Annotated in this window: 22 protein-coding genes; 10 read left to right on the top strand and 12 right to left on the bottom strand. The window is 42.7% G+C overall.

All coding sequences use genetic code 11. The annotated features are described in order from the left end of the window. Positions 1–233 precede the first annotated feature (233 nt). The 4 genes from gltB (at position 234) to NI389_RS02720 (ending at position 8,208) form a co-directional block, all read left to right on the top strand. The gene (gene gltB / locus NI389_RS02735; RefSeq protein WP_308361465.1) at positions 234–4,691 is read left to right on the top strand and encodes a glutamate synthase large subunit; all 4,458 of its coding nucleotides are present in this window, start codon (positions 234–236) and stop codon (positions 4,689–4,691) included. Between the two features lie 8 nt (positions 4,692–4,699). Continuing rightward, entirely contained in the window at positions 4,700–6,115 is a 1,416-nt protein-coding gene (locus NI389_RS02730) for an FAD-dependent oxidoreductase (RefSeq protein WP_308361464.1), read from the top strand. Positions 6,116–6,514: 399 nt separating this feature from the next. Next, the gene (locus NI389_RS02725; RefSeq protein ID WP_308361463.1) at positions 6,515–7,099 is read left to right on the top strand and encodes an ABC transporter ATP-binding protein; all 585 of its coding nucleotides are present in this window, start codon (positions 6,515–6,517) and stop codon (positions 7,097–7,099) included. After that, on the top strand, positions 7,096–8,208 hold the full coding sequence (locus NI389_RS02720) for a DUF6136 family protein (RefSeq protein ID WP_308361462.1): 1,113 nt from the start codon (positions 7,096–7,098) through the stop codon (positions 8,206–8,208). The genes NI389_RS02725 and NI389_RS02720 overlap by 4 nt, the downstream gene beginning before the upstream one ends. Before the next feature lie 43 nt (positions 8,209–8,251). Here NI389_RS02720 and fadE read toward each other — a convergent pair whose 3' ends face one another. After that, on the bottom strand, positions 8,252–10,705 hold the full coding sequence (fadE, locus tag NI389_RS02715; RefSeq protein WP_308361461.1) for an acyl-CoA dehydrogenase FadE: 2,454 nt from the start codon (positions 10,703–10,705) through the stop codon (positions 8,252–8,254). 192 nt (positions 10,706–10,897) lie between these two features. Continuing rightward, on the bottom strand, positions 10,898–11,449 hold the full coding sequence (locus NI389_RS02710) for a YkvA family protein (RefSeq protein WP_208843534.1): 552 nt from the start codon (positions 11,447–11,449) through the stop codon (positions 10,898–10,900). A 263-nt stretch (positions 11,450–11,712) separates the two neighbouring features. Here NI389_RS02710 and NI389_RS02705 point away from each other — a divergent pair, with 263 nt between their 5' ends. Next, positions 11,713–12,795, top strand: coding sequence for an MBL fold metallo-hydrolase (locus NI389_RS02705; RefSeq protein WP_372588611.1), 1,083 nt, complete (start codon positions 11,713–11,715; stop codon positions 12,793–12,795). A 77-nt stretch (positions 12,796–12,872) separates the two neighbouring features. Here NI389_RS02705 and NI389_RS02700 read toward each other — a convergent pair whose 3' ends face one another. Together NI389_RS02700 and NI389_RS02695 are read right to left on the bottom strand one after the other, a co-directional pair. Continuing rightward, the gene (locus tag NI389_RS02700) at positions 12,873–13,019 is read right to left on the bottom strand and encodes a hypothetical protein (RefSeq protein ID WP_308361460.1); all 147 of its coding nucleotides are present in this window, start codon (positions 13,017–13,019) and stop codon (positions 12,873–12,875) included. A 164-nt stretch (positions 13,020–13,183) separates the two neighbouring features. Then, positions 13,184–13,831, bottom strand: coding sequence for a glutathione S-transferase (locus NI389_RS02695; RefSeq protein ID WP_308361459.1), 648 nt, complete (start codon positions 13,829–13,831; stop codon positions 13,184–13,186). Positions 13,832–13,925: 94 nt separating this feature from the next. On the opposite strand from NI389_RS02695, the gene NI389_RS02690 reads away from it, so the two are divergent. From NI389_RS02690 to NI389_RS02680, 3 genes are all read left to right on the top strand, one after another. Further along, positions 13,926–14,771, top strand: coding sequence for a LysR family transcriptional regulator (locus NI389_RS02690; RefSeq protein ID WP_308361458.1), 846 nt, complete (start codon positions 13,926–13,928; stop codon positions 14,769–14,771). A 501-nt stretch (positions 14,772–15,272) separates the two neighbouring features. Next, positions 15,273–15,833: a hypothetical protein gene (locus NI389_RS02685; RefSeq protein ID WP_308361457.1), complete on the top strand. Its 561-nt coding sequence runs from the start codon at positions 15,273–15,275 to the stop codon at positions 15,831–15,833. Positions 15,834–16,081: 248 nt separating this feature from the next. After that, positions 16,082–16,849 (top strand): class II glutamine amidotransferase, encoded by a 768-nt coding sequence (locus NI389_RS02680; RefSeq protein WP_308361456.1) that lies wholly within the window; start codon positions 16,082–16,084, stop codon positions 16,847–16,849. A 50-nt stretch (positions 16,850–16,899) separates the two neighbouring features. On the opposite strand, the gene NI389_RS02675 is transcribed toward NI389_RS02680, so the two are convergent. The 3 genes from NI389_RS02675 to purM are packed head-to-tail and all read right to left on the bottom strand — an operon-like array spanning position 16,900 to position 19,323. Continuing rightward, on the bottom strand, positions 16,900–17,679 hold the full coding sequence (locus NI389_RS02675; RefSeq protein WP_308361455.1) for a DUF3108 domain-containing protein: 780 nt from the start codon (positions 17,677–17,679) through the stop codon (positions 16,900–16,902). Further along, positions 17,627–18,271: a phosphoribosylglycinamide formyltransferase gene (gene purN, locus NI389_RS02670; RefSeq protein ID WP_308361454.1), complete on the bottom strand. Its 645-nt coding sequence runs from the start codon at positions 18,269–18,271 to the stop codon at positions 17,627–17,629. Before purN ends, NI389_RS02675 begins: the two co-directional genes overlap by 53 nt. Then, the gene (gene purM / locus NI389_RS02665; protein ID WP_308361453.1) at positions 18,271–19,323 is read right to left on the bottom strand and encodes a phosphoribosylformylglycinamidine cyclo-ligase; all 1,053 of its coding nucleotides are present in this window, start codon (positions 19,321–19,323) and stop codon (positions 18,271–18,273) included. The genes purN and purM overlap by 1 nt, the downstream gene beginning before the upstream one ends. 372 nt (positions 19,324–19,695) lie before the next feature. Between purM and NI389_RS02660 the strand changes: the two genes are divergently transcribed. Beyond that, a complete protein-coding gene (locus tag NI389_RS02660) occupies positions 19,696–21,984 on the top strand; it encodes a S8 family serine peptidase (protein ID WP_308361452.1) in 2,289 nt (762 codons plus the stop codon). A 54-nt stretch (positions 21,985–22,038) separates the two neighbouring features. Here NI389_RS02660 and NI389_RS02655 read toward each other — a convergent pair whose 3' ends face one another. The 3 genes from NI389_RS02655 to cmoA form a co-directional block, all read right to left on the bottom strand. Further along, entirely contained in the window at positions 22,039–22,767 is a 729-nt protein-coding gene (locus NI389_RS02655; protein WP_308361451.1) for a helix-turn-helix domain-containing protein, read from the bottom strand. A 143-nt stretch (positions 22,768–22,910) separates the two neighbouring features. Next, positions 22,911–23,879 (bottom strand): tRNA 5-methoxyuridine(34)/uridine 5-oxyacetic acid(34) synthase CmoB, encoded by a 969-nt coding sequence (gene cmoB / locus NI389_RS02650; protein ID WP_308361450.1) that lies wholly within the window; start codon positions 23,877–23,879, stop codon positions 22,911–22,913. 15 nt (positions 23,880–23,894) lie between these two features. Further along, the gene (cmoA, locus tag NI389_RS02645; protein WP_308361449.1) at positions 23,895–24,620 is read right to left on the bottom strand and encodes a carboxy-S-adenosyl-L-methionine synthase CmoA; all 726 of its coding nucleotides are present in this window, start codon (positions 24,618–24,620) and stop codon (positions 23,895–23,897) included. Between the two features lie 113 nt (positions 24,621–24,733). Here cmoA and NI389_RS02640 point away from each other — a divergent pair, with 113 nt between their 5' ends. Beyond that, positions 24,734–25,423, top strand: coding sequence for a DUF3334 family protein (locus NI389_RS02640; protein WP_208843523.1), 690 nt, complete (start codon positions 24,734–24,736; stop codon positions 25,421–25,423). 107 nt (positions 25,424–25,530) lie between these two features. On the opposite strand, the gene NI389_RS02635 is transcribed toward NI389_RS02640, so the two are convergent. Next, complete coding sequence (locus NI389_RS02635) at positions 25,531–26,040, bottom strand: M48 metallopeptidase family protein (protein ID WP_308361448.1); 510 nt, start codon at positions 26,038–26,040, stop codon at positions 25,531–25,533. 79 nt (positions 26,041–26,119) lie between these two features. Continuing rightward, complete coding sequence (locus tag NI389_RS02630) at positions 26,120–26,968, bottom strand: DUF72 domain-containing protein (protein WP_308361447.1); 849 nt, start codon at positions 26,966–26,968, stop codon at positions 26,120–26,122. Between the last annotated feature and the right edge of the window lie 7 nt (positions 26,969–26,975).

The following is a 26,975-nucleotide window of genomic DNA, read 5'->3' as shown; positions in this document are numbered from 1 at the left end:
AAATTGGTAAGGGTTTTCGGATTTTGTGCGCAAAATGCGGTGCCGCGTTAACTTCTAGATTGTTGAGAAATATTCATCATAATGAATATGTATTCATTTTGTTGTTGACGAAAGGGTTGGAAGTCGATAGCTTTGATGATCTGCCAGTTCCGTCGAACCGCTTGTCCTATGACAGTGCTGTGACGCAGTGTCCAAAGTGTATTTGCTGGCAGTTGTAGCAAGGGGAGGAGTTCATGTTATATGACTCAGCATTAGAAAAAGATAATTGTGGTTTTGGTCTGATAGCACAAATCAATGGCCAAGCCAGTCATAAGTTAATTAGAACAGCGATTCAAGGTCTTGACCGAATGCAGCATCGAGGTGGTATTGCTGCAGACGGAAAAACAGGGGATGGTTGTGGTTTACTATTGCAAAAGCCAGATACCTTTTTTAGAGCCATTGCGGCAGAAAATGAATGGCGTCTTGGTAAAAACTACGCGGTAGGAATGCTGTTTTTGAATGAAAACGCGGATTTAGCCGAAGCTTCACGCCGGGTGATTAACGAAGAATTAGAAAAAGAAACGCTAACCATCGTAGGCTGGAGAGAAGTACCAACGGACCCAAGTATGTTAGGTCCTCTTGCTATAAAACAGCTACCCCGTTTCGAGCAAGTATTTGTCAGCGCACCTGAAGGTTGGCGGCCAAAAGATCTTGAGCGTCGCTTATATGTAGCTCGACGTCGTGCAGAGAAACGCTTGGAACAAGATGAGCAATTCTATATCTCGAGCCTTTCTGGTGTTGTGATCGTTTACAAAGGCTTAATGATGCCTGCCGACTTGCCGAAGTTTTATCGCGATCTATCTGATATGCGAATGACGTCTGCAATTTGTGTGTTTCATCAGCGATTCTCAACGAATACGCAGCCAAAGTGGCCGCTCGCTCAGCCTTTTCGGTTCTTAGCTCACAATGGTGAAATTAATACGATTACAGGCAATCGACAATGGGCTAGAGCTCGAGCTTACAAGTTTGCATCACCATTAATTCCAGACCTCCAAACTGCAGCTCCTTTTGTGAATGAAACAGGCTCAGATTCATCAAGCCTGGACAACATGTTGGAGTTGTTTCTCGCTGGTGGCATGGATTTATTCCGTGCAATGCGAATGCTCGTTCCGCCGGCATGGCAGAAAAATCGTGCGATGGATGACGATTTGCGGGCATTTTACGATTTCAATTCCATGCACATGGAACCGTGGGATGGACCTGCTGGTATCGTGATGTCAGATGGTCGATTTGCTGCGTGTAATCTCGATCGAAATGGTCTACGTCCGGCTAGGTATGTGATTACACAAGATGGTTTTATTACTCTCGCATCGGAAGTTGGTATTTGGGACTATGCTCCTGATGAGGTCATTGAAAAAGGGCGTGTTGGCCCCGGAGAATTACTCGTTGTTGATACGCTTCACGGGAAAATTTGGCAGTCCGATGAAATAGACCAAGACCTTAAATCCAGACATCCATACAAAGCATGGCTCGAACAAAATGTGAAGCGACTTGTTCCATTTGAACAATTGGATGACAGTCAATCTGGAAACCGTGATTTAGACGATCAAGCGCTCGTGACATATCAGAAGCTGTTTGGATACAGTAATGAGGAACTCGACCAAGTTATTCGTATTATGGGGGAGAATGGTCAAGAGGCGACGGGATCCATGGGAGATGACACGCCATTCGCGGTGTTATCACAAGGCACACGCTCCTTATTTGATTATTTCCGTCAAAAATTTGCTCAAGTCACGAACCCTCCAATCGATCCGTTACGTGAAAATCACGTAATGTCACTGGCAACATGTATTGGAAGCGAACAGAACGTCTTCAACGAAACTACGGGTCACGCAAAACGGTTGCAGTTTGAATCACCTATTCTGATGTATTCAGATATGCAACAGCTATTGAGTGCTGATGGGGCGTTTTATTCTCACAGCCGTATCGATATTAACTACAGCGAAGACGAAGGTTTAGAAGCCGCAATAAAACGGATTTGTGATGAAGCTCAGGACAAAGCGCGAGCAGGGACTGTGTTATTGGTTCTGTCGGATCGGGATATCTCGAGCGATAAACTGCCGATCCCTGCGGCGATGGCAGTAGGGGCTGTACAGCAACGTTTGGTTAATACTAACTTGCGATGCGAATCTAATATTATCATTGAAACAGGGGCAGCCCGCGACTCGCACCATTTTGCCGTGCTGCTTGGATTTGGTGCAACAGCAATTTATCCTTATCTTGCTTATGAATCTTTGGTTGCGATGTGTGACAACAAGGTGATTAGCAAGTCGTATCGCAACGTGACGATGTCATACCGAAACGCTATCAATAAAGGTTTGTATAAAATCATGAGTAAGATGGGCATTAGTACGGTCGCATCTTATCGTTGTTCGATGCTTTTCGAAGCTGTCGGACTAGCAGACAATGTCGTTGATCTATGTTTCAAAGGCGTATCAAATCGCATTAAAGGAGCTGGCTTTGAAGAGTTAGAAGGTGAACAAAAGCTATTGCGTCAACTCGCCTATAGCCCTCGTAAACTCCTCTCTCATGGTGGATTGCTAAAATACGTTCACGGTGGAGAGTATCACGCCTATAACCCTGATGTTGTTCAATCACTGCAAGTGGCTGTGCGCTCGGGCAATTACAGTGATTATAAGAAATACGCTGAGCTTGTGAACAACCGTCCGGTCACGACGATACGGGACATGTTCAAACTGAACACAGAACAGCAAGCTATCTCAATCGATGAGGTTGAACCGGCCGAGGCCTTATACAAACGTTTTGATTCTGCTGCTATGAGTATCGGAGCTTTATCGCCTGAGGCGCACGAAGCACTTGCAATAGCGATGAACCGACTAGGGGGATACTCAAACTCGGGAGAGGGTGGAGAAGATCAGGCCCGTTTTGGCACGGAAAAGAATTCCAGAATTAAACAGGTTGCGTCGGGGCGTTTTGGAGTAACACCTCACTACCTAAGAAGCGCCGATGTAATCCAAATTAAAGTCGCGCAAGGTGCAAAGCCTGGAGAAGGGGGACAATTACCGGGTGAAAAGGTGACACCCTACATTGCGAAGTTGCGATATTCGGTACCTGGTGTGACGCTAATTTCACCACCACCCCATCACGATATCTATTCTATTGAAGATTTGGCTCAGTTGATTTTCGACTTAAAGCAGGTTAATCCAAATGCCATGATCTCGGTAAAATTAGTCTCAGAGCCGGGCGTTGGCACAATTGCGACAGGGGTTGCAAAAACCTATGCAGATCTCATTACGATTGCAGGATATGACGGTGGAACGGGGGCAAGCCCGCTTACGTCTGTTAAATATGCAGGCAGTCCTTGGGAGTTAGGTCTCGCAGAAACTCAGCAAGCGCTGGTGGAGAATGGGTTACGTCACCGCATTCGACTACAAACAGATGGCGGCTTAAAAACAGGTTTGGACATCATCAAGGCAGCAATTTTAGGCGCGGAGAGTTTCGGCTTTGGTACCGGGCCCATGGTTGCGCTCGGTTGCAAATATCTCCGTATCTGTCATCTGAACAATTGTGCTACCGGTGTTGCCACTCAGGATGAAACGTTACGACAGAAGCACTATCACGGTCTTCCAGAAATGGCGATGAACTATTTCCGTTTTATCGCACAAGAGGCTCGTGAGATCATGGCAAGTCTTGGCATTTCGAAGCTCACGGATCTGATCGGTCGAACTGATTTGCTCGACGTTATAGAAGGTCAAACCGCGAAGCAGAAGAAGCTTGACCTGTCGGCTATTTTGGCAAAACCAAACAATCCATCGGGTGAATCATTATATTGTTCAGCATCAAATGCATCGCATTACACTGGCGAACTAAACGATAAATTACTCGCAAAAACGCAAGCTGCAATTGAAAGCAAGTCACGCGCGCATGTGGTTTCTCGTATTCAAAACACGGACCGTTCCATTGGTGCTTCTATGTCCGGTTTTATTGCTTCATTGCACGGTAACCAAGGGATGGCAGCGGACCCTATCAGCATTGAATTGCATGGTACAGCAGGTCAATCATTTGGGGTGTGGAATGCGGGTGGTTTAGAAATGACGCTTGTGGGTGACGCAAATGATTATGTCGGTAAAGGGATGGCTGGTGGCAAGCTTGCTATCCGCCCACCACTTGGGTCGAGCTTCGCGAGTCATCAAGCGACGATCATCGGTAATACTTGCCTCTACGGCGCAACCGGCGGGAAATTGTTTGCTGCAGGTAAGGCCGGTGAGCGTTTTGCCGTGCGAAACTCGGGGGTGCTTGCAGTTGTTGAAGGTTTAGGTGATAACGGTTGCGAATACATGACTGGTGGGGTTGTTTGTGTACTAGGTCAAGTTGGTGTTAACTTTGGCGCCGGCATGACTGGTGGCTTTGCCTACGTGTTGGATGAAGAAAATGACTTCCATAAACGCTACAACGGTGAATTAGTGGAAGTAGTTGAAGTGGATTCTTTACCTAGCCATCAAGAACATTTGCGTGGACTTATTGCTGAACACTTAGAACAAACAGGCTCATCACGTGCTGAGCAAATATTGGCAAATTTTGATCTTTATATGCCTATGTTCAGACTCGTAAAACCCAAGTCGAGTGATGTAAAAAGTTTGTTAGGTCATCGTGCTCGTAGTAGCGCGGAACTTCGCGTTCAAGCACAGTAGGAGGCAGTATGAGCGAAAACGTTTATCAGTTTATTGATGTGCAACGAGTTGATCCTCGCAAGAAACCAATTTCAACACGTAAACAATCGTTTGTTGAAATTTACGAGCCATTTTCAGATAACCAAGTGAATTCTCAGGCTGACCGATGCCTAGACTGTGGTAATCCGTATTGCGAATGGAAATGTCCTGTTCACAATTTTATACCGCAGTGGTTGAAGTTAGTGAGAACAGGAAGACTATTTGAAGCTGCAGAGCTGTCACATCGTACAAATAGCTTACCAGAAGTATGTGGCCGAGTTTGTCCTCAAGATAGATTATGTGAAGGCTCTTGTACACTTAATGAAGAGTTTGGCGCGGTAACTATCGGTAATATTGAGAAATACATAACTGATACCGCATTTGCGGCAGGATGGAAGCCAGACTTGAGTTATGTTGTATGGACGGACAAAAAGGTCGCGATTATCGGTGCAGGACCAGCGGGGCTTGGTTGTGCAGATATCTTAGTCCGGAATGGCGTGAAGCCAGTTGTGTTCGATCGTAATCCTGAAATTGGAGGCTTGCTTACATTTGGTATTCCAGCCTTCAAATTAGAAAAATCAGTTATGGCAAAGCGTCGCGAAATATTCACTGAGATGGGGGTGGAGTTTAAACTGAATATTGAAGTTGGCAAAGATATCACTATGGACCAACTTCTTGCAGAATACGATGCTGTGTTCGTCGGCGTCGGCACATACAAATCCATGCGCGGTGGATTGGAAAATGAAGGGGCTGAAGGTGTGTACGACGCGTTGCCTTTTCTCATTGGTAATACAAATCACCTTATGGGTTATAACATGGTAGATAACCCGTATATCAACGTTGCGAATAAACGCGTGGTGGTATTAGGTGGAGGCGATACGGCTATGGATTGTGTTCGAACGTCAATACGTCAAGGCGCTGCCAATGTAATCTGTGCTTATCGTCGTGATGAAGCAAATATGCCTGGTTCTCAGCGAGAAGTGAAAAATGCCAAAGAAGAAGGGGTTGATTTTCAGTTTAACCTTCAACCCAAAGGCGTTGTCTTAAACGAACAGGGAAAAGTATCCGGCGTGAAAATGGTTCGTACACAACTGGGCGCACCGGATGCAAAGGGTCGCCAACGAGCTGAAGAAGTACCAAATTCCGAATACGTTATACCGGCCGATGTGGTCATTATGGCATTTGGCTTTCAGCCCCATGATTTGTCTTGGTTACAAAAATACGATGTAACAGTGAACGAATGGGGTGGCATAATCGCACCAGAACGCGGTACTTATACACACCAAACCAGCAACCCTAAAATCTTTGCTGGCGGTGATGCTGTAAGAGGATCTGATTTGGTCGTAACGGCTATTTTTGAGGGCCGTAATGCGGCAGAAGGGATACTTGAGTACTTACATGTTTAAGTAGAGTCTTCCTAACGACTCGTAAGCCCAGCATTGCTGGGCTTTTTTTAAGGCTGGATGTAAGTGAGGTTTATAGCCTGATAGGCTTTCGCATCACTGCATTGTTTTCGTTATATGCAATAAGTACTTAGTCTCGATTCGAACTCTGTTTTTGAGCAGTGCTTATATTTCACTGCCAAATGACCAGATATTATCTAATATTCAATTCAACTCCAAAAAGTGACCAACTCGATTTGTGAAAAACCATCATTCTTTAAAAATCAAAGTACTATCTATAGTGATTAATGAACTTTGGGTTAACTAACGTGTCTGAATGGGTAAGTTAGTAGGTAAACTGCACATGTTCTGTAAGCTCAAATCTGACATGTAGGATAGAGTCAAAAAAACTAAAGAGGAAGTATGATAGAGATCCAAGGACTGTTTAAACAATATGGTAAAGAACCCGTTTTTAGCAATTTTAATTTAACTCTTTCAGCAAGTAAGGTATGTATTCAAGCACCAAATGGTCGAGGTAAATCCACACTTTTTCGTATAATAGCTGGCGTTGAAGAAGGTTTTAGCGGCCAAATCAAATTTAAGGTGAAACGTGGCGATAGACGCGACAATGTCGCTTTGGCCTCGGATGGGCTAGGGTTTCCCCCATTTCTAACTGCAAAACAAGTACTTGAGCTTACTCAATTCAATTGGCATTGTCACTGGCCTCTTGAGTTAATTGAGCGGTTTAACTTTACTGCATTTCTTGAGCATAAAGTTTCAACGTTGTCTTCTGGTAATCAAAAGAAATTACAGCTTATCAACGCGATGATGCGTAACACACCGATTCTGATTTTAGATGAGCCAAGTGCCGCTTTAGATGCTCAAGGACTCCTATCATTGTTAGATTGGTGTAGAGAATTTAAGGGACAACTCGTCATTAGCAGTCATGAACCTTCGCCATTTATCGATATTGGTTTTAGCCTGCAACCTCTAGATGGTGAGAAATGAAGGGATTAACTTTATTTTTCCATTACCGTTTTGATGCTTATTGCATCGGTATGCGTGAGCTATTTGAACAAATAAAACAGTTTAGCGTGATGGTTGTGCTGCTCTTCTATACGGCGACACCAGGATTATTGGCGCTCATTTTTCTTTGGATGGGTAAAGTCGTGCAAGAGCAGGTAGGGCAAGATGGCAGCCAAATACATGCCTGGGCGTTACTCGTCCTGCAGTCGGTGCTATTTCTTGTGATACGGCCCGTCGTATTGAATACTACAAACTTAACGTTTCAACGCTCTCTATTTTCCAACCTTTGGCCTATGAGATTGATGGATGGAGTGCTGATGACAATTTCAAATGTGCCTTTTTGGATTGCAGTACTTTTAGCATCGCAAATGGGCTGGAGTAAGGTCGCTCTGGCACCACATTTTAGTTTGTTTATCGTTGCTCAATTAGTTTTTGGATTAATTTGTCTTTATCGACCGACAGCCGTTTTCATAAGTCTGATTTTTGCATTTTTGCTGATAGGGTGGTTTACCGCGTTGTTTGTGTGGCTAAGCTTCATCATCATTTTGCTGATGTGCATGACACTATTTCCACTTCACAAATACTTCAACCTTGCCTTTGTTTCCAACCTTAAAGCAAATAGCCAAATGTCTTTTTGGCTGATTTGGGCTAAGGAACACGCTTCTTCTTTGTTATGGCGTGTCAGTGTGATGCTCGTCTTACTCTTTACTTCAGATTACGTACTTACTTTAAGACTAGACTTAATAGAAGTAATAGGACCGTTTTGTATCGCGTTGAGCTTACTACTTTGGGGAAGCTTTATTTTTGCAACGAAACCCTTGCTTAAGCAATATTTAGGATTTTGGCGTAGCCTAAAACTAGAAAAGAGGATTTACCAGCAGTTCTTTGGCCTGCATTTATGCATACTTTTCTTTGTTTGGTGTTGGTTATACGTCTGGTTTGGAATGCATTCTTTGATGCTTTTCTTTATTCCATGTATTCCATTATACGTATGGGTAGCGTGGTTATCTGCTCAACTCTTTTCAGTCGTGTGGTGTAGTTCCGTTTTTATCATTTTCTTGATATACGAATTACTTTATTTGTCCGCATAAAAAAAGCCAGAGACATGCTCTGGCTTTGACTCCACTTTTTTATTTAGGCTGTCGTCGCTTCGCTTGAGACAGCTCTTGCTGCATTACCAGCAAGGAGATCCTTCGGATCAAAATCATCAACGTTGATTACCGCTAAACGCTTTTCTTCCACTGCAGCTAATTTCTCAGCTTCGACTTCAGTCAAAATACCCGCTTCCAAGCCCATTTGTGCCACTTTATCTAATTGCATAAATGGTAGCTTTTCACCTTTGGCACGACATACTTTGTCGAATAAAGGCTCGACTGCAAGGATATCCTTCAAAGTTTGCTCTTGCTTACCAATCAAGTTCAACGGTTCATCTTTTACGTAGATGAAGTTGGCTAGGCGGTCACGTGATGCGTTAGGCACTTGAAGCATATGAGCTAATTTGTGCTCAAGCGTATCTGTTGGTTTACGAACAGGGCGACCAAATGGGAATAACATGACTTTAAGCGCGCCACGGAGCACTGCAGAAGGCATATTATTGATAAGGTCAGCCAATGCACGTTGACACAGATATAAGTGTTCTTGACAGCTCCACTGTACAAACGGCAGATCTTCTTTTTGACGACCTTCATCATCGTAACGTTTAAGCGTGGCTGAAACTAAATACAGGTAGCTAAGAAGATCACCTAAGCGAGCAGAAATACGTTCTTTGCGTTTCAGAGAACCGCCGAAGACAGCCATACAAATATCAGACATCAACGCAAGTGATGCACTGTAACGAGCTGCATTGCGATAAAACACCGCTGTTTCGTCATTAAATGGCACTTTCGTAAAACGAGCGCCTGTTAATGCTAGCCACTTTGTACGCACTAAGTTTGAAATCGTGAAACCAATGTGACCCATTAGTGATTTATCAAAGCTTTCAAGAGCGGCTTGTTTATCTGTCATCGTTGTTGCATTTAGTTCAGCAAGTACAAATGGATGGCAGCGGATAGCACCTTGACCATAGATAATCATGTTACGAGTTAGGATGTTCGCACCTTCAACGGTAATTGCAATTGGCGCGCCTTGATAACCTCGGCCTAAGTAATTATTTGGACCTAGGCAGATACCTTTACCACCGTGGATGTCCATAGCATGAATGGTTGAATTACGCATTTGCTCAGTTAAATGGTATTTCAAAATTGCTGAAATAACCGATGGCTTTTCACCTAAATCAACTGCGCCCGTAGACATACATACTGCAGCATCACTGCTGTATGCGTAACCTGCCAGTTTAGCAAGTGCTTCTTCAATCCCTTCCATTTGACCAATAGGTAAGCGGAACTGACGACGAATGCGGCTATACGCACCACTTGCAAGAGCAAGAGTTTTAATTCCACCTGTCGAGTTTGAAGGAAGAGTAATTGCACGACCAACAGACAAACATTCAACCAGCATACGCCAACCTTGACCCGCCATTTTCGGACCACCGATAATGAAGTCTAATGGTACGAAGACGTTATTACCTTGTGTTGGACCATTTTGGAAAGGCACGTTAAGCGGGAAGTGACGACGGCCGATTTTTACACCTGGCGTAGATGTTGGAATAAGTGCACACGTGATGCCTAACTCTTCTTTGTCACCCAGCAGGCCTTCAGGGTCACGAAGCTTAAATGCAAGACCAAGTACAGTAGCCACTGGTGCCAGCGTAATATAGCGTTTGTTCCACGTCAGACTAATACCAAGTGTTTCTTTACCTTCCCATTCACCTTTACACACAATACCAAAATCAGGAATTGAAGAGGCATCTGAACCGGCTTCTGGTGAGGTTAGTGCAAAGCAAGGGATTTCGTCGCCTTTTGCAAGGCGAGGCAAATAATGGTCTTTTTGTTCTTTAGTGCCGTAGTGTTGTAGAAGTTCACCCGGGCCTAATGAGTTAGGTACACCAACAATTGAAGACAGTAAGGTCGACTTACTCGTTAGTTTTTGTAAAACGCAAGATTGCGCGTAAGCAGAAAACTCAAGACCACCGTATTGCTTTTTAATGATCATCGCAAAGAACTTATTGTCTTTGAGGTATTGCCAAACTTCAGGTGGAAGATCTGTTAGTTCATGAGTCGCTTTCCAATCGTCTAGCATTGCACAAACGGTTTCAACTGGACCGTCTAAGAAGGCTTGTTCTTCTAAAGAAAGGCGCGGTTTCGGGTATTGGTGCAGTTTTTTCCAATCTGGGTTTCCGCAGAAAAGGTCTGCTTCCCACCACGTGGTGCCTGCGTCAATTGCCGACTTCTCAGTCTCTGACATCGTCGGGGTGATTTTTTTAAAGGTTTTGAAAAGAGGGGCAACAATATACTGTTGACGAATATTTGTTAGAGAAAGTGGTAGCACAATCGCTAAAAATAGAAGCCAAGAAAAAGTACCAAATGCGCCAGCAATACTCCCTACAATGAGTGTTGCAGCCGCAATACCTACGCTGGTATTCCAGCTTGCGCGATTATAGCTTGCGACAGCAAGTAGTGCTATCAAAGCTAAAGTGAATAAGAGTGTCATTTCGTTCTTCCTTATGAGAGGTCTGACCACCTTGCTTAGACTAGCGATAACCTGTGTTTATTTCAAGTTAAAAATGTGCAACGCGGTTGGTTCAAGGACGATTGGAATCTAAAGTATAGCTAAACTTAGCTCGGTGTGAGGACAAAGACACCACCGTCAATTTGAGTCAGCGGCGTCTTTGTAAAAAGGAGATTACATTATGCGAGAGAAGAATGATGGACGCTTAGCACCCGAACGGTTTCGGCGCATTGACGAGCGGATTTGAGCTCGTGTACCGGCTAGCCAGTTTTCACGATTTACATTTGCGGCTTCACCTCTGCGGGCTTCTTCTGTCGCACGGAAACCACAGAACTCGCGGTAGGCTTTTAAATCCAAAGACAGGTTTTGCAGTACGAGTTCAATCATGATTGCATCGTCAAGGTAGCCAATGACAGGCACGTGATCAGGGACAATGTCTTCAGGTTCACTAAAGTACGCTAACGAGGTCATGATTTCTTTCTTTTCATCTTCCGGCATTTGCCATTCTTCATCTTGAACCGCATTGATTAATGCACTTAACGACATTAAACGAGACTGAACGAATTCAGGAAGTGGAGCGCTTTCCATTTTCTCAACTAATGCCTTTGCGCGAGAAATAATTTCCTCATTTGAGAGCTGTTCAGATTTTGCAATTGCAGCATCCATTAAATGACGGAAGTGAGCTAAATCAGCATCAGTTAGTTCTAAATTAATTTCTAAAGACATGTATTACTCCCTGAGAAAAGATCATAAATTGTTGTTTTTCTTTTAAGTTAGGCGTGTACCTATGACTCTATCTTGCCAGAACTTACCCAAAAGTGTAAGTCACACTATAGTCGGGATTTTCCAAAAAGACTAATGACAATACCCGATGATTGGTTTGAAATTTTACTTAGTAGTTACCCAAAAAAGTGTTGCTTTAGCATTGTTGTAGCAATTGCTTGGTCGCTCTGATTTAATGATAAAAAATTAACAATAGGGAATTCTTGGTGAAATTTCATCACTTTATGGTATTCATGTTATTGGTGGGCTGTGCGAGCCAACACCAAGTTACCATCATTAATAACGAGAATTATCCTGTAAAATACGCAGAAAGTGCACAAAGCGAAGAAATATTTAGTAACGCTTATCCGGGTAAAAAAGCTTATCCAGTTACTTGTGAAGAGAACTGCTATCCAGCGCACCCCGACTTAATGTGTGAAGAGCCGAGCGACAGGTGCCATTACATTGGCCAGCAATTATCACCTCTCTTACAAACTCAATTTACTGTTCAATGGCTGGGACACGCTAGTTTTCTTATTAAAACACAAGACAAACAAACTTGGCTTTTAGACCCTGTAAGCGGGCAGTTTGATTGGCCTGTGAATTGGGCATTCGTGGCGAGTGGAGGGAAGACTCGAAATACACCAAATTGGCCTACAACTTCGGAACTTGAAGCTGTAAATGCAGTTTTTTACTCACATATTCATTACGACCATTTTAATAAATCTGATATTCAAGCTATAGGCACTAAACCAAACTATTTCGTCCCACTTCAATTTTCAGATTATTTTCCATCTGGCAGCTACAACATCACCGAGATGTCTTGGTATGCACAGACCACGCTAGGCGAGGTTAACATTCACTTTGTACCTGCCAACCACTTTAGCAACCGAATGTGGGTACCCTTTTTATATAGTGACTACGGAAAGACACTGTGGGGTGGATGGGTATTTGAGCATCAAGGGAAAACACTTTATTTCGCAGGAGACACTGGCTATTCGAAACATTTCAAGGACATTCAGGAAAAGTATGGAGAAATTGACATTTGTTTGCTGCCCATCGCGTCTTATTATCATCCTGAAGAAGGGAATTGGTATCGGTATGTTCACACTACGCCCGAAGATGCACTTGTCGCGGCGCAAGAGTTAGGTTGTAAAGTGATGATCCCTTGGGGCTATGGAAATAATAGTTGGGGCATGGGGGACGTCAGTGCTCATGCTCCATTAAAAAGACTACTGTATATGAAAGAACAATTAGACAGTAAGGTACCTGTTTACATATTGAATGAGGGTGAATCGATTTCTTTGTAGTGTGTGAATTAAATTTGAAATGGGAAGGAATGTACATAGAGGGGCTGATTGCCCCTCTTGTCTAGTTTGTTTGGATTCTACTTTGTATGGACAGTACTGCAGTTGCCATCCATTGAAATATCCGTACCTCCACCTATCGCTGGCGTCTGTTTAATTGGTAGTGTTTTTTTGTTGCCTAAAAGATTTTTGACGTTTTTTTTGTTTAATTTTAAACGTAGTAACATTTTTATCTCCTTATTAATCACTAATTAGTCATCGCTGTGTTGAGTGATATTTATTCAACCAGCTTTTCTACCATAAAGAGAGTTAGGCGAAACTGCAAACTTCTATCATACAATTCTTAGCTGAACATGTAAGGCTTTAACCATGAGACTTGTTGGATAAAGCGCTATACATACTCTTCCCCTGCTTCATCTTCTGGAACAATGTCGGTTTCTTCAAGAGCCGCGTCAATCCATCGTTTGAGCGTCGGGCAACTTAGTACATGATTACAATATTGCTGTGCTTGAGGACTTAGGTACACACCATAGGTTTTAAAGCGCAACACAACAGGGGCATACATGGCGTCAACGATTGACCAATCACCAAATAACCATCCTCCTTCGTAATGACTGTTTTGGCTGAATATTTCGTTGATTCTCGAAATGTCTTTTTGCACAGAGACGGTAATGTCAACGCGACGATTTGCTCGGATATTCATCGGCATCGCATTTCTCAGTGCCGTAAAACTACTTACCATTTCAGCGCTCAGCGCACGAGCTTTCGCTCTATCGGCTACGGAGCTTGGCCATCCTGCGCCTGAGCAATAAGCTTCACTTATATATTCACCGATTGCAAGAGATTCACACACGGTGATATCTCCATCTTGTATAGCAGGGACTTTTGAGTTAGCTGCGATACCTTGAAGCGATTGGTAAAACGCCTTGGTAAAAAGCTTCAACACAATCTCTTCGTGTTTTATATCTAATTTGTTGAGAATTAACCACGCTCTTAACGACCAGCTAGAGTAGTTTTTATTGGCGATAAAAAGTTTCATTTTCAGTTCCTTGTTGTAGAAAGTGATCCTACTTTACTTATAATGGTGAAGAACCACTATCTGATTAAAGTTATGCAACGTATTAGAGTTACTTATGGATATTGAATCACTACGTTCTTTACTCGCTTTTGTTGAAACGGGCAGTATCACACGAGCGGCAAAACAAGCGTTTCGCACGCAAGCTGCTATTAGCATGCAGATGAAAAAGCTTGAGATGGAACTCGGCAAACCGATTTTCTTAAAAAATGGTCGTAATTTAAATTTAACCGCCGAAGGGCAGCAATTGGCACGGTACGCCCGACGCTTAGTCAGCTTGCATGATGAAACGTTATTGGCAGTTAAAAATAAATCAATCAAGCATGTTGTTCGCGTAGGCTGCCCAGATGATTACGTCGATGCTGTTCTACCAAAACTAGTCAACGTTCTAAACGATACTTTCGACGAGATAGAAATACAGGTAGTGTGTGGGCCGAGCTATCAATTGAGAATTATGTTGGATTCCGGCCAGCTTGACCTCGCGATCGTAAGTCGAGTGCCTGCCTCAGAAGAAGGATTCTTGTTGCTTAGAGGACAGGGAATTTGGGCGGGACTAAAGAATTCGATATTGATTGAACGTGATGTCATTCCAATCACCGTATTTGAAAAAGACTGTAAATTTCACCAAGCCGCCATTGAAGGGTTAATAAAGTTAGCGACCCCTTTTAATATTGTACTTATGAGTCAGAGCTTCAGTGCACAAAAGTCTGTCATTCTAGAAAACCAAGCAATTGGTGCTATGGCGGACATTAGCTGCAAATCTCCACTCGTTAAAGTTGAACACGCTAAATTACCCTCGCTGCCGGTGGTTGAGCTTGCGCTTATCATCGCAAACATTCCGAATGCATTTATTACAAATGACTTGGCATTTACCTTGGCGAGAAAATTTGAGCAAGCGAATTGATAGGAAGAGGAATAATCTAGAAGCGCTCAGCTTTTAACCGTGCTGATTAAAACAAAGTTAGCTTTAAATCGGTGATATTCCAAATAAAGCAGTTGCGTCCGCAAAATAGGTGGCGAGTGACGGTTTCCGTTCCTACGTAAATTGCATGGATTGAATTAAGGATAATAATTCAAAGCAGAAAATGAACCCTTCGTAATCTAAGTTTCCATGTAGTACATTGAAAATAATAAAAATATGACTGCGTAGAGTATTTTGGATGTCAGTGACGGTTTTTGTTGTTAATATGGAACCATAAAATTAACATTTTCCGTTTCTTTGCTAAAACGCATGTGAGTGACCTGCGTGGTAGAACAGTTTGCAATGACTTAGGAGCGTCATGGTCTCGACGTCACTTTTCCATTCGTTGCTCCGCGAAAAGAGAAAGTTGATGGCATTAGCCTATCTGAATTGAGCGTTGGGAAGTCGCAGGCGGAGTTAGATAAGTAGTATAGGAATACCACGATGTTCAATAACATGTTAGCAGTGTTGGGTAGGTTAATTACTGTCTTGGAGTTGGTTGCATACGTTGCGTTGGTTGCCTTGAGCTATCACAGTTTTAAAATGCTTTATTTTGCTGGCAAAAGCATAATTCAAACTCGTTCAGATACACTACTACATAGCTGTTTTATCGTTGCGGTGTGCGTCACTATTTTTCCGATTTCGAGTGACATAGTTAGAGATTATATTCTTGCTCTAGATATGGAAAAGATGGCGTTAAGGCAGCTGTTCTATTTATCAATGTTTGTTATGGAATGTGGATTTATGTTAACACTCGTCGCGTTCCATTGGATTGGAGGTTTTGCGTTATCTCCACTTGCGCGGTTGAATTTGGTGTTATCCGTATTGATTTGTTCCGTTGAAGCAACGCAGTTTGTAGCTCGAGGAATTTACGGTTTTGATGGATTAATGCCTTTTTATAAAACAACCGTTCTCACACTACACGCAGCGACATTGTTCTCAACCAGTGCTTATCCGTTCGCACACTTCTGGCGGTACAATCGCCAAGCGCAGGACGCTTCATAGAGTGTCGATTGCACGGCAATTTTGTCGGCTTGAATCGTGACTATTTACCAACCAAACTAAACGTCGAGATTATGACTCATTACTGGTTAAATTATCAGTGCTTGTCAGGGTTACAATCAAGTTAGAATTAAACTTGTATCGAGCAGGATAATCAATACGATTAAAGGCTGGCAATTTGAGTATGACCAAAGTGGTTCTTAGGCCTTTCTAGCTGTTTTAACCTATTAATAATAAAGAGTAATATTGCATTGTGTGAATTGTTAGGGATGTCGGCTAATGTGCCTACTGATATCTGTTTTAGCTTTTCTGGTCTACTAGAACGAGGAGGGAATACGGGCCCACACCGTGATGGCTGGGGGATTACGTTTTATGAAGGCAAAGGATGTCGCACGTTTAAAGACCCAGAACCAAGTTGCTCATCTGAAATAGCGAAACTTGTCAAAGCGTATCCGATCAAAAGCGTATCGGTGATAAGTCATATACGTCAGGGTAATCGAGGTCGAGTTTGTTTAGAAAACACACATCCTTTTACTCGAGAGTTGTGGGGAAGAGAAATTACGTTTGCACACAACGGGCAGTTATCAAATTATCAAGACTTACTGACTGATTGGTATAAGCCAGTAGGAAACACGGACAGTGAACTTGCTTTCTGTTGGATTTTAGATCAAATTCGCGAGAAATACCCGAAGCGACCAACTAACATGCTTAGCGTTTTTAAGTATGCGGCAAAACTTGCAAATAGATTGCGAGATAAAGGTGTGTTCAACATGTTGTTCACCGATGGTGTTTACGTGCTGGCCTTTTGCAGCAATAACTTACATTGGATCACACGGAGAGCTCCTTTTGGCAAAGCAACATTGATTGATGCCGATGTCGTGATTGATTTTCAAAAAGAGACAACGCCAAATGATGTTGTAACGGTGATTGCAACTCGACCACTTACGAACGATGAAGCATGGCAAAAAATGTCACCAGGTGAAGCCGTAATCTTCAAACTGGGTGAAAAAGTATTTTGACGATTTTAGGTCGTAATGATAGAGGCCAAATTTACTTTGGCCTCTATCATTTAAATGTTTACTGATTCGTTGTTAAAGTGTTTCAGTTGAATTTGGAATTGTTCAACCCCATCCTTACCTTTGAATAGCTGAACCAACATATGATCTAAGCTTGGTGCGAACCAAACATAAACTTGTCGTTTATCGTTATCATAAATACGTTTAACTTTGATCGTCTCAAAATTGCCGATAGGTAGCGTAATCGTTTCCGTGCCAACGACTTCGAATTCGTAATTCTTTTCGTCGCCTTCCTTACCAATGATAGGATAACTCACTTTTGTCTTACCCGCTTTTACATCAAGACGAAGCTGAGTTTGATAGCTTAATAAATCTTGCCAGTCCTCTCGCCAATCGACTTTTAACGGAAACTTTTTGTCACTGTGGGTAATTGATTTTTCAATTCGGTTGAAGTCAATTTTATACGATTTGTCAGGTCCTGTGCCCTCACGAACCATCGAATAGCTCGTTGGATAGATCTTATCATTCTGATAGAGGAAAGTTGTCTCTTCTGTACGCTCATCGGAGAAAATCATCCATTCAATATTGCTGGAATATTTCAGTACGTACGTTTGATCCGATGCTTTTTCCAGTTCTCTCTTTGCTTCGCCATGAATTTTACCTTTGCGCATAATATTATAGTCAGCTTTATAAGGCTGAAGTTCAGAAGCGCTTAGCGTGAAAGGCAAAGAAGAGAAGAAAAGCGCGCCTAAGCTTAAAGCCAAGACGCGTTGTTTATTTTTATGGGTAGTTAACGCCTTGTGCTGGTACAACTTGGTTATCAAGAACTGCATGTTCTGCTTCCATTGTTAGTCTATGTTCACTGAACCACTGGACCACCAAAGGATAAATGACATGTTCTTGAACATGTACTTTTTCAGCAAGGCTTTGCGCTGTTTCATTAGGTTCTATGGCTACTTTGGCCTGTACGATTACAGGTCCACCATCTAATTCTTCAGTCACAAAGTGTACGCTAACACCGTGTTCAGCGTCATTTGCGTCAATTGCCCTTTGGTGGGTATTCAGCCCCTGATACTTAGGCAACAAAGATGGATGAATGTTCAACATTTTTCCTTTAAATTTTTGCACTAAGTTAGGTGTTAGAATACGCATAAATCCGGCTAATACAACCAGATCAGGGGAAAATTGATTAATAACGTCTGCAAGGGCACTGTCGTAAGCGTCTCGTGAAGCAAATGCTTTATGATCCAATACTTCCGAATGAATATCAGCTTGCTTTGCACGGGTCAGGCCATAGGCGTCTGCTTTGTTACTGATAACGGCAGCGATGCTGCCGTTAATTTGGCCAGATTTGCAGCCATCAATGATGGCTTGCAAATTGGAACCGCTACCCGAGATCAATACAACGATTCGGATTGGGGGCATTATTGAGCACCACCGTGAATTTCAACTTGCTCTTCGTCACCGTTGCGCGTTTGAATTTCGCCTATATGCCAAGCTGTTTCACCTTGTGCTTGCAAAATCTCTAGTGATTGCGCAAGTTTGTCTGCTGATACAGCTAAAATCATACCTACACCGCAGTTAAACGTACGATACATCTCATGTGTCGTGATGTTGCCGTTCTCTTGTAACCAGTTGAAAATAACCGGCCAATTCCAGCTTGCGCCATTTACAACAGCTTTTGCTGTTTCTGGTAATACACGAGGAATATTTTCCCAGAAACCACCACCAGTAATATGAGATAAGGCATGAACATCAACGTCTTTCAACAGCTCAAGTACTGACTTTACATAGATACGCGTAGGCTCAAGTAGGTGGGCAGAAAGGGCTTTGCCTTCAAGTTCACTGTTTGTATCAGCACCTGAAACTTCCAATACTTTACGGATCAGTGAATAGCCGTTTGAATGTGGGCCACTTGATGCAAGCGCGATAAGCTGGTCTCCAGCATTAACTTTTGAACCGTCAATGATTTTAGATTTTTCAACGACACCAGTACAGAAACCAGCGATATCATAGTCATCGCCTTCGTACATGCCAGGCATTTCAGCCGTTTCGCCGCCAATCAATGAACAGCCTGCTAATTCGCAGCCTTTACCAATACCAGCAACGACGTCAGCTGCTGTATCAACATCTAACTTACCCGTTGCATAGTAGTCAAGGAAGAAGAGGGGTTCTGCACCTTGAACGATTAGGTCGTTTACACACATAGCAACTAGGTCGATACCGACAGTGTCGTGCTTTTTAAGATCAAGAGCTAAACGCAATTTAGTGCCAACACCGTCAGTGCCAGCTACTAAAACAGGTTCTTGATAGCCTTTTGGAATTTCACAAAGAGCACCAAAACCGCCAATGCCGCCAAGTACTTCAGGGCGACGTGTGCGTTTTACTACACCTTTAATTCGCTCAACCAATGCGTTACCAGCATCGATATCTACACCGGCGTCTTTGTAGCTAAGAGACTGTTTTTGTTCGCTCACAGGTTTTCCTCAAAAATTAATGGGGTTGCTTAGAAACGCGGGCATTTTACTACAGTTGCGAGGCAGGGGCTAGTTGATTTCATAGTGTGTGATATACAAACAAGGATATATGTCCGCAATTTGTTAATAAAAATCGTTAAGATTTTACAAATTCAGCGTGGCGATGTTTAAGAATGAGAATTAGTGAGAAAATTTAAAGTATAAAGTCTAAATATATCTCTATGAATATTAAAGTTTTATGTTTGTTTTGTTAAGTTTGGATGTAAGTTCTGTTGACATTTGTTTACAAAATCGCTGTTGTCGAGATGTTAATTTTGTTTTCGTTCTGATAGTTTTCTGTTCGAACGCAATAACAAGTTGGAAATGTTCATTATGATGACTAATAAAAATAACAAACACGTACTATTCGCCGTTACAGCACTTTCTATGGCTGTATCAGCGTCAATTCAAGCACAAACAAATGGTGAATTTGTAAAAGAGAATTTAACAGTTGCTTCTGTTAAGTCTCCTTTACCAAAGCGCTTCATTGTTAAATACAAAGACCAAGTGTCTTCACTAGGTAAAAATGCGCAAGGAGCGATGGCAAAGGTAGCTGATTTAAAAATGGCAACTCTTGGCATCAAAAATGGACATTTCAAATCAGATTTAAACCTATTTGTAGCTGAGCTTGATGCAACGCAATTGTCAAAATTACAAAATGACAGTGCCGTTGAGTACGTAGAAGAAGATTTACCACGCCGTTTAATGGCGCAAAGTCAGCCGTACGGCATCAGCATGGTTCAAGCGGACCAAGTTGACGACAGCGTTGCTTCAGCTGCTGCAGGTGGTAAGAAAATTTGTATCATCGATTCAGGCCTAGATCTTCCTCATGAAGACATGGGTGCGAAAGGTGGTACAATTTCAGGTACTAATGATAGCGGTACAGGTAACTGGTATGACAACGGCGGCCCACACGGTACACACGTTGCTGGTACTATTGCCGCACTAAATAACGGTATTGGCGTACGTGGTGTCATTGGTACTGACCCATCAATGCACATCATTAAAGTGTTTAACGCAGAAGGCTGGGGTTACTCATCTGATTTAGTATCGGCAATCAACAAATGTAAAGCTGCAGGCGCCGATGTTGTTAACATGAGTCTTGGTGGTGCGGGTTCAAGCACAACAGAGAAAAACGGAATTCAAGCGGCTGCAGATGCTGGTATGCTACTAATCGCTGCAGCTGGTAACGATGGCGATGCAACGAAAACAACAGATGTGATGAGCTACCCAGCATCATATGACTCTGTTATGTCTGTAGCTGCAGTCGACAGCAATAAAGAACTTGCTGACTTCTCTCAAAAGAACTCACAAGTAGAAATCGCAGCACCGGGTGTTGATGTATATTCAACCTACCCAGAAGGCGATGGCTCTGTTGTTGAATTGAAAGTTGGTTCTTCGTCATTTGAATCAAATGCGATGGAAAACCAAGGTTCTGCAATGGCTGCGCTGTACAACTTGGCGACAGGTGAATCTGTGGACGGCGGTGCTAGCGGCAAAATCTGTTTAATTCAACGTGGTAATATCTCATTCCACGACAAAGTTAAAAACTGTCAAGATAGCGGTGGTGTTGGCGCGATTATCTATAACAACGCAGCGGGTAGCTTCGGTGGTACTTTAGGTGATACAAACGCGACGTCTATTCCTGCAGTTACGGTTTCTGATACAGATGGTGCAACACTACTTGGTCAAATCGGTATGTCTGCAACATTGAACATTGGTCCAGGTAACTATGGAAAGATGAGTGGTACATCGATGGCCTCTCCGCACGTTGCGGGTGTTGCAGCACTTGTGTGGAGCCACCACCCAAGCTGTACAGCGTCTGAAATTCGCACTGTGCTAACAGCTACGGCGCAAGACTTAGGTGCTGCAGGCCGAGATGTTAAATTTGGTTATGGTTTAGTACAAACTAAAGCTGCGATCGATTACATCACTGCAAACGGCTGCTCTGGTGATGTTACACCTCCACCAACAACGGGTTCTGAACTTGAAAATGGCGTAGCTAAATCAGGTCTAGCTGGTGCGAAGAACGAAGAACTGCTGTTTACGTTTACAGTACCTCAAGGTGCAACTAACGTAAAAGTAGCAATGTCAGGTGGCACAGGTGACGCGGATCTTTATGTTAAATTTGGTTCTGCACCTACAACGTCTAGTTACGATTGTCGTCCATACGAAAGTGGTAACAACGAGTCTTGTTCACTTACTCAGTCAGGTGGTGTTTACCACGTGATGTTAAAGGGCTACAGTGCATTCGCTGGTATTAATCTAGTTGCAAGTTTTGATGAAGACACAGGCACTAACCCAGGTACAGCTCAACCAATTAACGAAACAATTAGCGATGTGGCGGTAAGTCGTCGCGCTTGGAAACGTTACACTGTTGACTTAGCGGATGGTTACGCTGACCTTAACATCGCAATGTCTGGTGGTACAGGCGACGCGGATCTATATGTAACGCACGGTGCACAATCTACAACGTCTAACTACGACTGTCGTCCATACAAAAACGGCAACACAGAGTCTTGTAGCTTCACTAACCCACAATCAGGTACATGGTACATTGATATCTATGGTTACAGCGCATCAAGCGGCATTACACTCAACGTGACTGCAACACCAAAATAATGAAATAAATTTGTATCACAAAACAAATTAAAAGGGGCTCATCAAGCCCCTTTTTTATGGTTTAAACCAAGCTCTTTGCAATACGCCCATAGCACTGCCTGCAATTATAAAAAGTACGCCAATAAACTGCATCCAAGCGTTCTCAGTACGAGCTACTTGTTTTTGTTTTTTGGTTTCCTCCACGTAATAACGGCGACCTTGCTCATCGGTTTCAACAAAACTTTCACCACGGTAGGCGAATAGCAATTTTGACTTGGGATCTAGGCGCTGTGCGAATTGTCTGCGATATTGGTCTACTTTTTCAATGTGGCCGTTTTCTTCGAAAGGGACGACAAGCGTTCTCCAGTGGGTAAATACCTGTAATGGTTCCCCATCGAGTAATATCCCGTCAGAGACATATTCATATTGCGTTTCAGAGAAAAAGATCTTTTCATAACCGCTAAATAACAAGGCGCCACCAATCGCGATAGACGCAATTGCTGCACTTAGCCACTGTTTTTTTGAAAGCTGTTGTCTAGTTGAGTGAGCTCGTGACCACATCTCAATGTCTGGGATTTGATGCAGTTCGTGTCTAAAACCACAGTTTTCTATTCCTTGCATAAATACGGTGATGTCCATATCTAATGCAGCGAGGAGCTTGCGAAAGACATCATTGGATGGAACGGATTTATCGTTTTCTAACTTTGATAAATAACTTTGTTCAACATTCATTTTCAGTGCGAGTTCCGGTTGGCTGTATGCTTTGTCAGTTCTCAATTGTTTTATGTATTGGCCGAAGGTCATCGATTTTCCTTATTGCTGTTATTTTTCCTCTAGTCTTGGTGAGTCATGCATAAATGCCAACATGAATATATAGGAATATATAGGAATATCATAAGATTGGAAGATAAATGGAAAGGCCGCAAAAAGGCGGCCCATTTAGATGCTTACGCCTCTGCTATAAATACTGCACGTAGTGGAGCAGGGTAGCCTTCGATGGTTTTAGTGTGGTCACTTGGATCGAGGAAGTCTTTGAGAGACTCTGTTTGCATCCAATCTGTACTGCGTTGCTCATCAAGAGATGTCACATCTTTGTTGACGACGCGAACATTTTTGAAACCAACGCGCTCTAACCACAATGTTAATGCATCGCAACTTGGGATGTACCACACATTTCGCATTTTGGCATAGCGATCGGTTGGGACCAATACGGTGTGCGCATCGCCTTCTACCACTAAGGTTTCGAGTACCAATTCACCCTCTTTTCTTAGCTGAGCTTTTAATTGTGCCAAAAAGTCGATTGGTGATCGACGATGGTATAACACACCCATGGAGAATACCGTGTCAAAGGCTTTAAGCTCAGGTAATTGTTCTACACCAAGCGGCAAGAAGTGAACCTGAGGGTCTTGGTTAAAATGTTTAATCGTTTGGAACTGTGCTAAAAATAAATCAGACGGATCGATACCGACGACGAGTTCAGCACCTTCTCCGCGCATTCGCCATAGGTGATAACCAGAGCCGCAACCAATATCTAATACTTGGCGACCTTTGAGCGGACTAACATGTGGTAATACACGATCCCATTTCCAATCACTGCGCCATTCAGTATCAATGTGAATACCGTGCAAAAAGAAAGGACCTTTGCGCCATGGCATTAAACGTGTCAATAAATGGGTGAGTTGCTTTTGTTGGCCGTCAGAAATTTCCTCGGCGAGGCCAATCTCAACTTTATCGTTCACATTTACATGCTTCGTGCTCGTCACTGGAAGATTTTTTAGCACTTTTTCCCATTGTGGCCATTCGCCATGTTGGGCTTCATTTTTCCAGTGGGTCAATTGGCTAGGTAACGTATTTAGCCAATGCGATAATGATGTTTTTGCGATTGCAGCATAAAAGTCGTTAAACCAATCTTGCATGTTTTATTACCTGTATTACTTAACTGCAACTAATGAGCAGAAATTAAAACATTGATACCAAACTTGGACTTGTTTAAAGCCAATCGACGTTAGGCGTTCGTGATGTGCACTGAGTTTATCCGTGATCATCACGTTTTCGATTGCCGTGCGTTTTTGGCTTATTTCTAGTTCTGAATAGCCATTGGCACGTTTGAAGTCATGATGTAAATCAATCAGTAGGTTGTCATTAAAACCGTCTTCACCACGAATTTTCTCACTCAACAACAATACACCACCAGGCTTTAATGCGTCATATATCTTCTTAAGCAGCTCAACACGTTGTTCTGGGGCAATAAATTGCAGCGTAAAGTTCATGGCGACCACGCTGGCGTTACTTATTGCAACGTCATTTATATCGCCAAGCTCGACTTGAACAGGGACATCTGAACGAAACCCCTGCAGATGGAGTTTACAACGTTCAACCATTGCTTCTGAGTTGTCGATTGCAATAATCTTGCAATTTTCTTTTGCAATATTACGTCGCATACTCAACGTTACTGCACCGAGTGAACACCCAAGGTCGTAAAGATTGGAGTTACTTTGGGCGTACATACCTGCAAGTTTGCCCATCGTGCTGACAATCGTTGCGTAGCCAGGTACTGAACGTTGGATCATATCTGGGAACACTTCAACGACGTGTTGGTCGAAAGTGAAGTCTTTTACAGTCTGCTCGTGGGCATAAATACTGTCTTTGCCGGTCACAATGCATCTCTCTTTGTAAATAATCGCGTTATTTTAGCATTTTATTCTGGATAGTCAGTGATAAATTGATAAGCTTGGCTAGTATTAACAATAAGATCAAAAAGAGATAACAGATGTCGAGAAGCAAAGTGATCACCACAGAAGATATTCTTTCAACGTTATGCCACTCAGTGACTGAGGTTTTGTCCTCTGCATCCGGTAATTCGATTAGCTACTCAGCGATGGTACAGAAAATCACTCGCACATGTATGCGTCCAGATATCGGTTGCTTCGTATTATTCGACGGTGGCTTTACAGGACTCGTTGTAACAAACTTTACCGCTCAAGCTGCAATGGAGATTTATCAGGACTACATGCGCAGCATGGGTATGCCAGAGGAAGAAATTGCACAGAGCCATTTGTCAGACGACGTGTCTAACGTGATGGGTGAATTGATGAACCAGATCGTCGGTGATTTTACAAATAAAGTTCGCGAACAGTTACATACGTCTATTACGCAAAACCAACCCAAAATGATGGCGATTACTAAACAAGTTCAGATTTCGGTTGATACAACCATGGACAGACCACAAGCTCGCCGCGTGACGTTTACGACGCAAAACCAAAACATTTTCTATTTAGAACTTGCAATGGATAAAACGGAATTTATAAAACTACATGATTTTGACATTGCAGAATCGGTAGACCCAGATACTATCATCGCGAACCAAGCGAAAAAGAATCAAGATAAAAAGTCAAAAGCGGCAAGCAATGATGTGGAAGATTCCGCTGATGATGACTTTATGGCAGAACTTGGGCTTTAAAGTATCCATACAAAAAGAGCGTTTATCGCTCTTTTTTTATGCGCATATTGCGGTTGCAAAACAGACTTAGGCTTTATTTATGACAGTTTGAAGCTGATTTTGTATGGCTATTCGTAGAAACTCAGTTGTTTTTGCTCAAGGACTAGAAATAACCGGAGGTCGAGTTCAAGTTGGTGATAGTCCGGTGTCATGTGGCAGCATAGTTGGTAAAATGCTTTGTTGTGATCAAGCTCTTTGAAGTGCGCCAACTCGTGAACCACTAAACAGCGTAATAAAGCTTCGGGGGCAGTGCGAAGTTGACCTGCAATAGCAATATGGTGTTTAGCTTTTAGTTTCCCGCCATGTTGTTGGCGTTTAAAGGTGTGTGTCCCTAGCGCATTTTTAACTAAATCTGATTGTTTTTTATACGCAACAGAATCCATTCGCGGTGTATTTTTTAGAAATCGCTGTTTGAAGTCGTTCGAATAATCAAACAACAATTTATCGCTCTTAATTTCGTGAGCTTTTGGATACTTGTTTTGAAAGTAATTTACAAGACTCTCATCATGTTCAATTAATTGAATAATTTGCGTCTGCAGAGATTCAGGATAGTGTAAAAAGTACTGCTTGAAAGACATAGTTAAACCTTGTGAACATAAAATAGCGGGATCCCGACGTTCTGAATTGCGTGTTATTCTAACCTAAGTTCATAGGGTTCTAAAACAGCGAGTCCTGCCGTATCTCTTTTTCTGCGGGAAAGGGCGATAACACCTGATGTTCTATGCCCAAATCTTGAATGAACTGGCGTGCAAGAAATGGCGAATCGATATTATCGGCTGTATGAAAGAACACATACGGTGACTTGCCTTGTTGTAACCATGCCCTAATTTTATCAAGCCACGGTGAATAGAATGCGCGATTATCGATACGCGTATCACAACCCACAAATCGAACAATTGGTGAAGTTGACGTGGCTATCACGTTTACAGGAAGACGCGGTTTTTTTCGTTGAGCGTCGATTATGGCAGGTGTGGAAGGCGCTTCACTAAACAATGGCCTTGTATCCATAATGATGCGATTAATTTTTTGGTCAATCAGTAATCGATTTAGTTTCCGCTCCTCTTCACCCTTTTTAAAAAATAGAGGGTGCCTGACTTCAAGCGCCAGAGGAAACTCGTCAGGAATAAGTTTGATAAATTGGAAAAGTAAATCAACATGTTGAGGGCCAACACTGGCTGGAAGTTGCAACATGACTTGTCCAAGTTTTGGCAAAAGTGGAGCCATGAGTTTAAACCAATCAAGTAGCGCGTGTTTATCGGGTCGCAACCCAGATTCATGGCTGAAACGCTTGGGTAGTTTAAAGGTAAAGCGAAAGTCTTCGGGTACAGAGTCATACCAGTTTTGAATAGTACTCGCTTGTGGGTCCGCGTAAAACGTCGTATTTCCTTCTACGGAATTGAAGACTTGCGCATACTCGTGCAACATGTCCTTTGCTTTAACGTGTTTACTAAAACAGTTTCCTTTCCAGTGATTACTGCTCCACTGTGGGCAGCCTAAATACAACATAGCGTGT

The organism is Pseudoalteromonas xiamenensis (assembly GCF_030994125.1).
In the GTDB taxonomy this organism is placed as follows: domain Bacteria; phylum Pseudomonadota; class Gammaproteobacteria; order Enterobacterales; family Alteromonadaceae; genus Pseudoalteromonas; species Pseudoalteromonas xiamenensis_B.
The sequence above is the reverse complement of the archived record's forward strand: the minus strand, read 5'-3'. Positions and strand labels throughout refer to the sequence as shown.

What these genes read in the sequence shown, in the direction of transcription:
- NI389_RS02660 (WP_308361452.1), top strand. Translation starts at nt 19,696, where the DNA reads ATGATGACTAATAAAAATAACAAACACGTACTATTCGCCGTTACAGCA.
- NI389_RS02655 (WP_308361451.1), bottom strand. Translation starts at nt 22,767, where the DNA reads ATGACCTTCGGCCAATACATAAAACAATTGAGAACTGACAAAGCATAC.
- NI389_RS02695 (WP_308361459.1), bottom strand. Translation starts at nt 13,831, where the DNA reads ATGAAACTTTTTATCGCCAATAAAAACTACTCTAGCTGGTCGTTAAGA.
- NI389_RS02640 (WP_208843523.1), top strand. Translation starts at nt 24,734, where the DNA reads ATGTCGAGAAGCAAAGTGATCACCACAGAAGATATTCTTTCAACGTTA.
- NI389_RS02720 (WP_308361462.1), top strand. Translation starts at nt 7,096, where the DNA reads ATGAAGGGATTAACTTTATTTTTCCATTACCGTTTTGATGCTTATTGC.
- NI389_RS02700 (WP_308361460.1), bottom strand. Translation starts at nt 13,019, where the DNA reads ATGTTACTACGTTTAAAATTAAACAAAAAAAACGTCAAAAATCTTTTA.
- fadE (WP_308361461.1), bottom strand. Translation starts at nt 10,705, where the DNA reads ATGACACTCTTATTCACTTTAGCTTTGATAGCACTACTTGCTGTCGCA.
- NI389_RS02690 (WP_308361458.1), top strand. Translation starts at nt 13,926, where the DNA reads ATGGATATTGAATCACTACGTTCTTTACTCGCTTTTGTTGAAACGGGC.
- purN (WP_308361454.1), bottom strand. Translation starts at nt 18,271, where the DNA reads ATGCCCCCAATCCGAATCGTTGTATTGATCTCGGGTAGCGGTTCCAAT.
- NI389_RS02730 (WP_308361464.1), top strand. Translation starts at nt 4,700, where the DNA reads ATGAGCGAAAACGTTTATCAGTTTATTGATGTGCAACGAGTTGATCCT.
- NI389_RS02685 (WP_308361457.1), top strand. Translation starts at nt 15,273, where the DNA reads ATGTTCAATAACATGTTAGCAGTGTTGGGTAGGTTAATTACTGTCTTG.
- NI389_RS02630 (WP_308361447.1), bottom strand. Translation starts at nt 26,968, where the DNA reads ATGTTGTATTTAGGCTGCCCACAGTGGAGCAGTAATCACTGGAAAGGA.
- NI389_RS02725 (WP_308361463.1), top strand. Translation starts at nt 6,515, where the DNA reads ATGATAGAGATCCAAGGACTGTTTAAACAATATGGTAAAGAACCCGTT.
- gltB (WP_308361465.1), top strand. Translation starts at nt 234, where the DNA reads ATGTTATATGACTCAGCATTAGAAAAAGATAATTGTGGTTTTGGTCTG.
- NI389_RS02710 (WP_208843534.1), bottom strand. Translation starts at nt 11,449, where the DNA reads ATGTCTTTAGAAATTAATTTAGAACTAACTGATGCTGATTTAGCTCAC.
- NI389_RS02675 (WP_308361455.1), bottom strand. Translation starts at nt 17,679, where the DNA reads ATGCAGTTCTTGATAACCAAGTTGTACCAGCACAAGGCGTTAACTACC.
- cmoB (WP_308361450.1), bottom strand. Translation starts at nt 23,879, where the DNA reads ATGCAAGATTGGTTTAACGACTTTTATGCTGCAATCGCAAAAACATCA.
- NI389_RS02635 (WP_308361448.1), bottom strand. Translation starts at nt 26,040, where the DNA reads ATGTCTTTCAAGCAGTACTTTTTACACTATCCTGAATCTCTGCAGACG.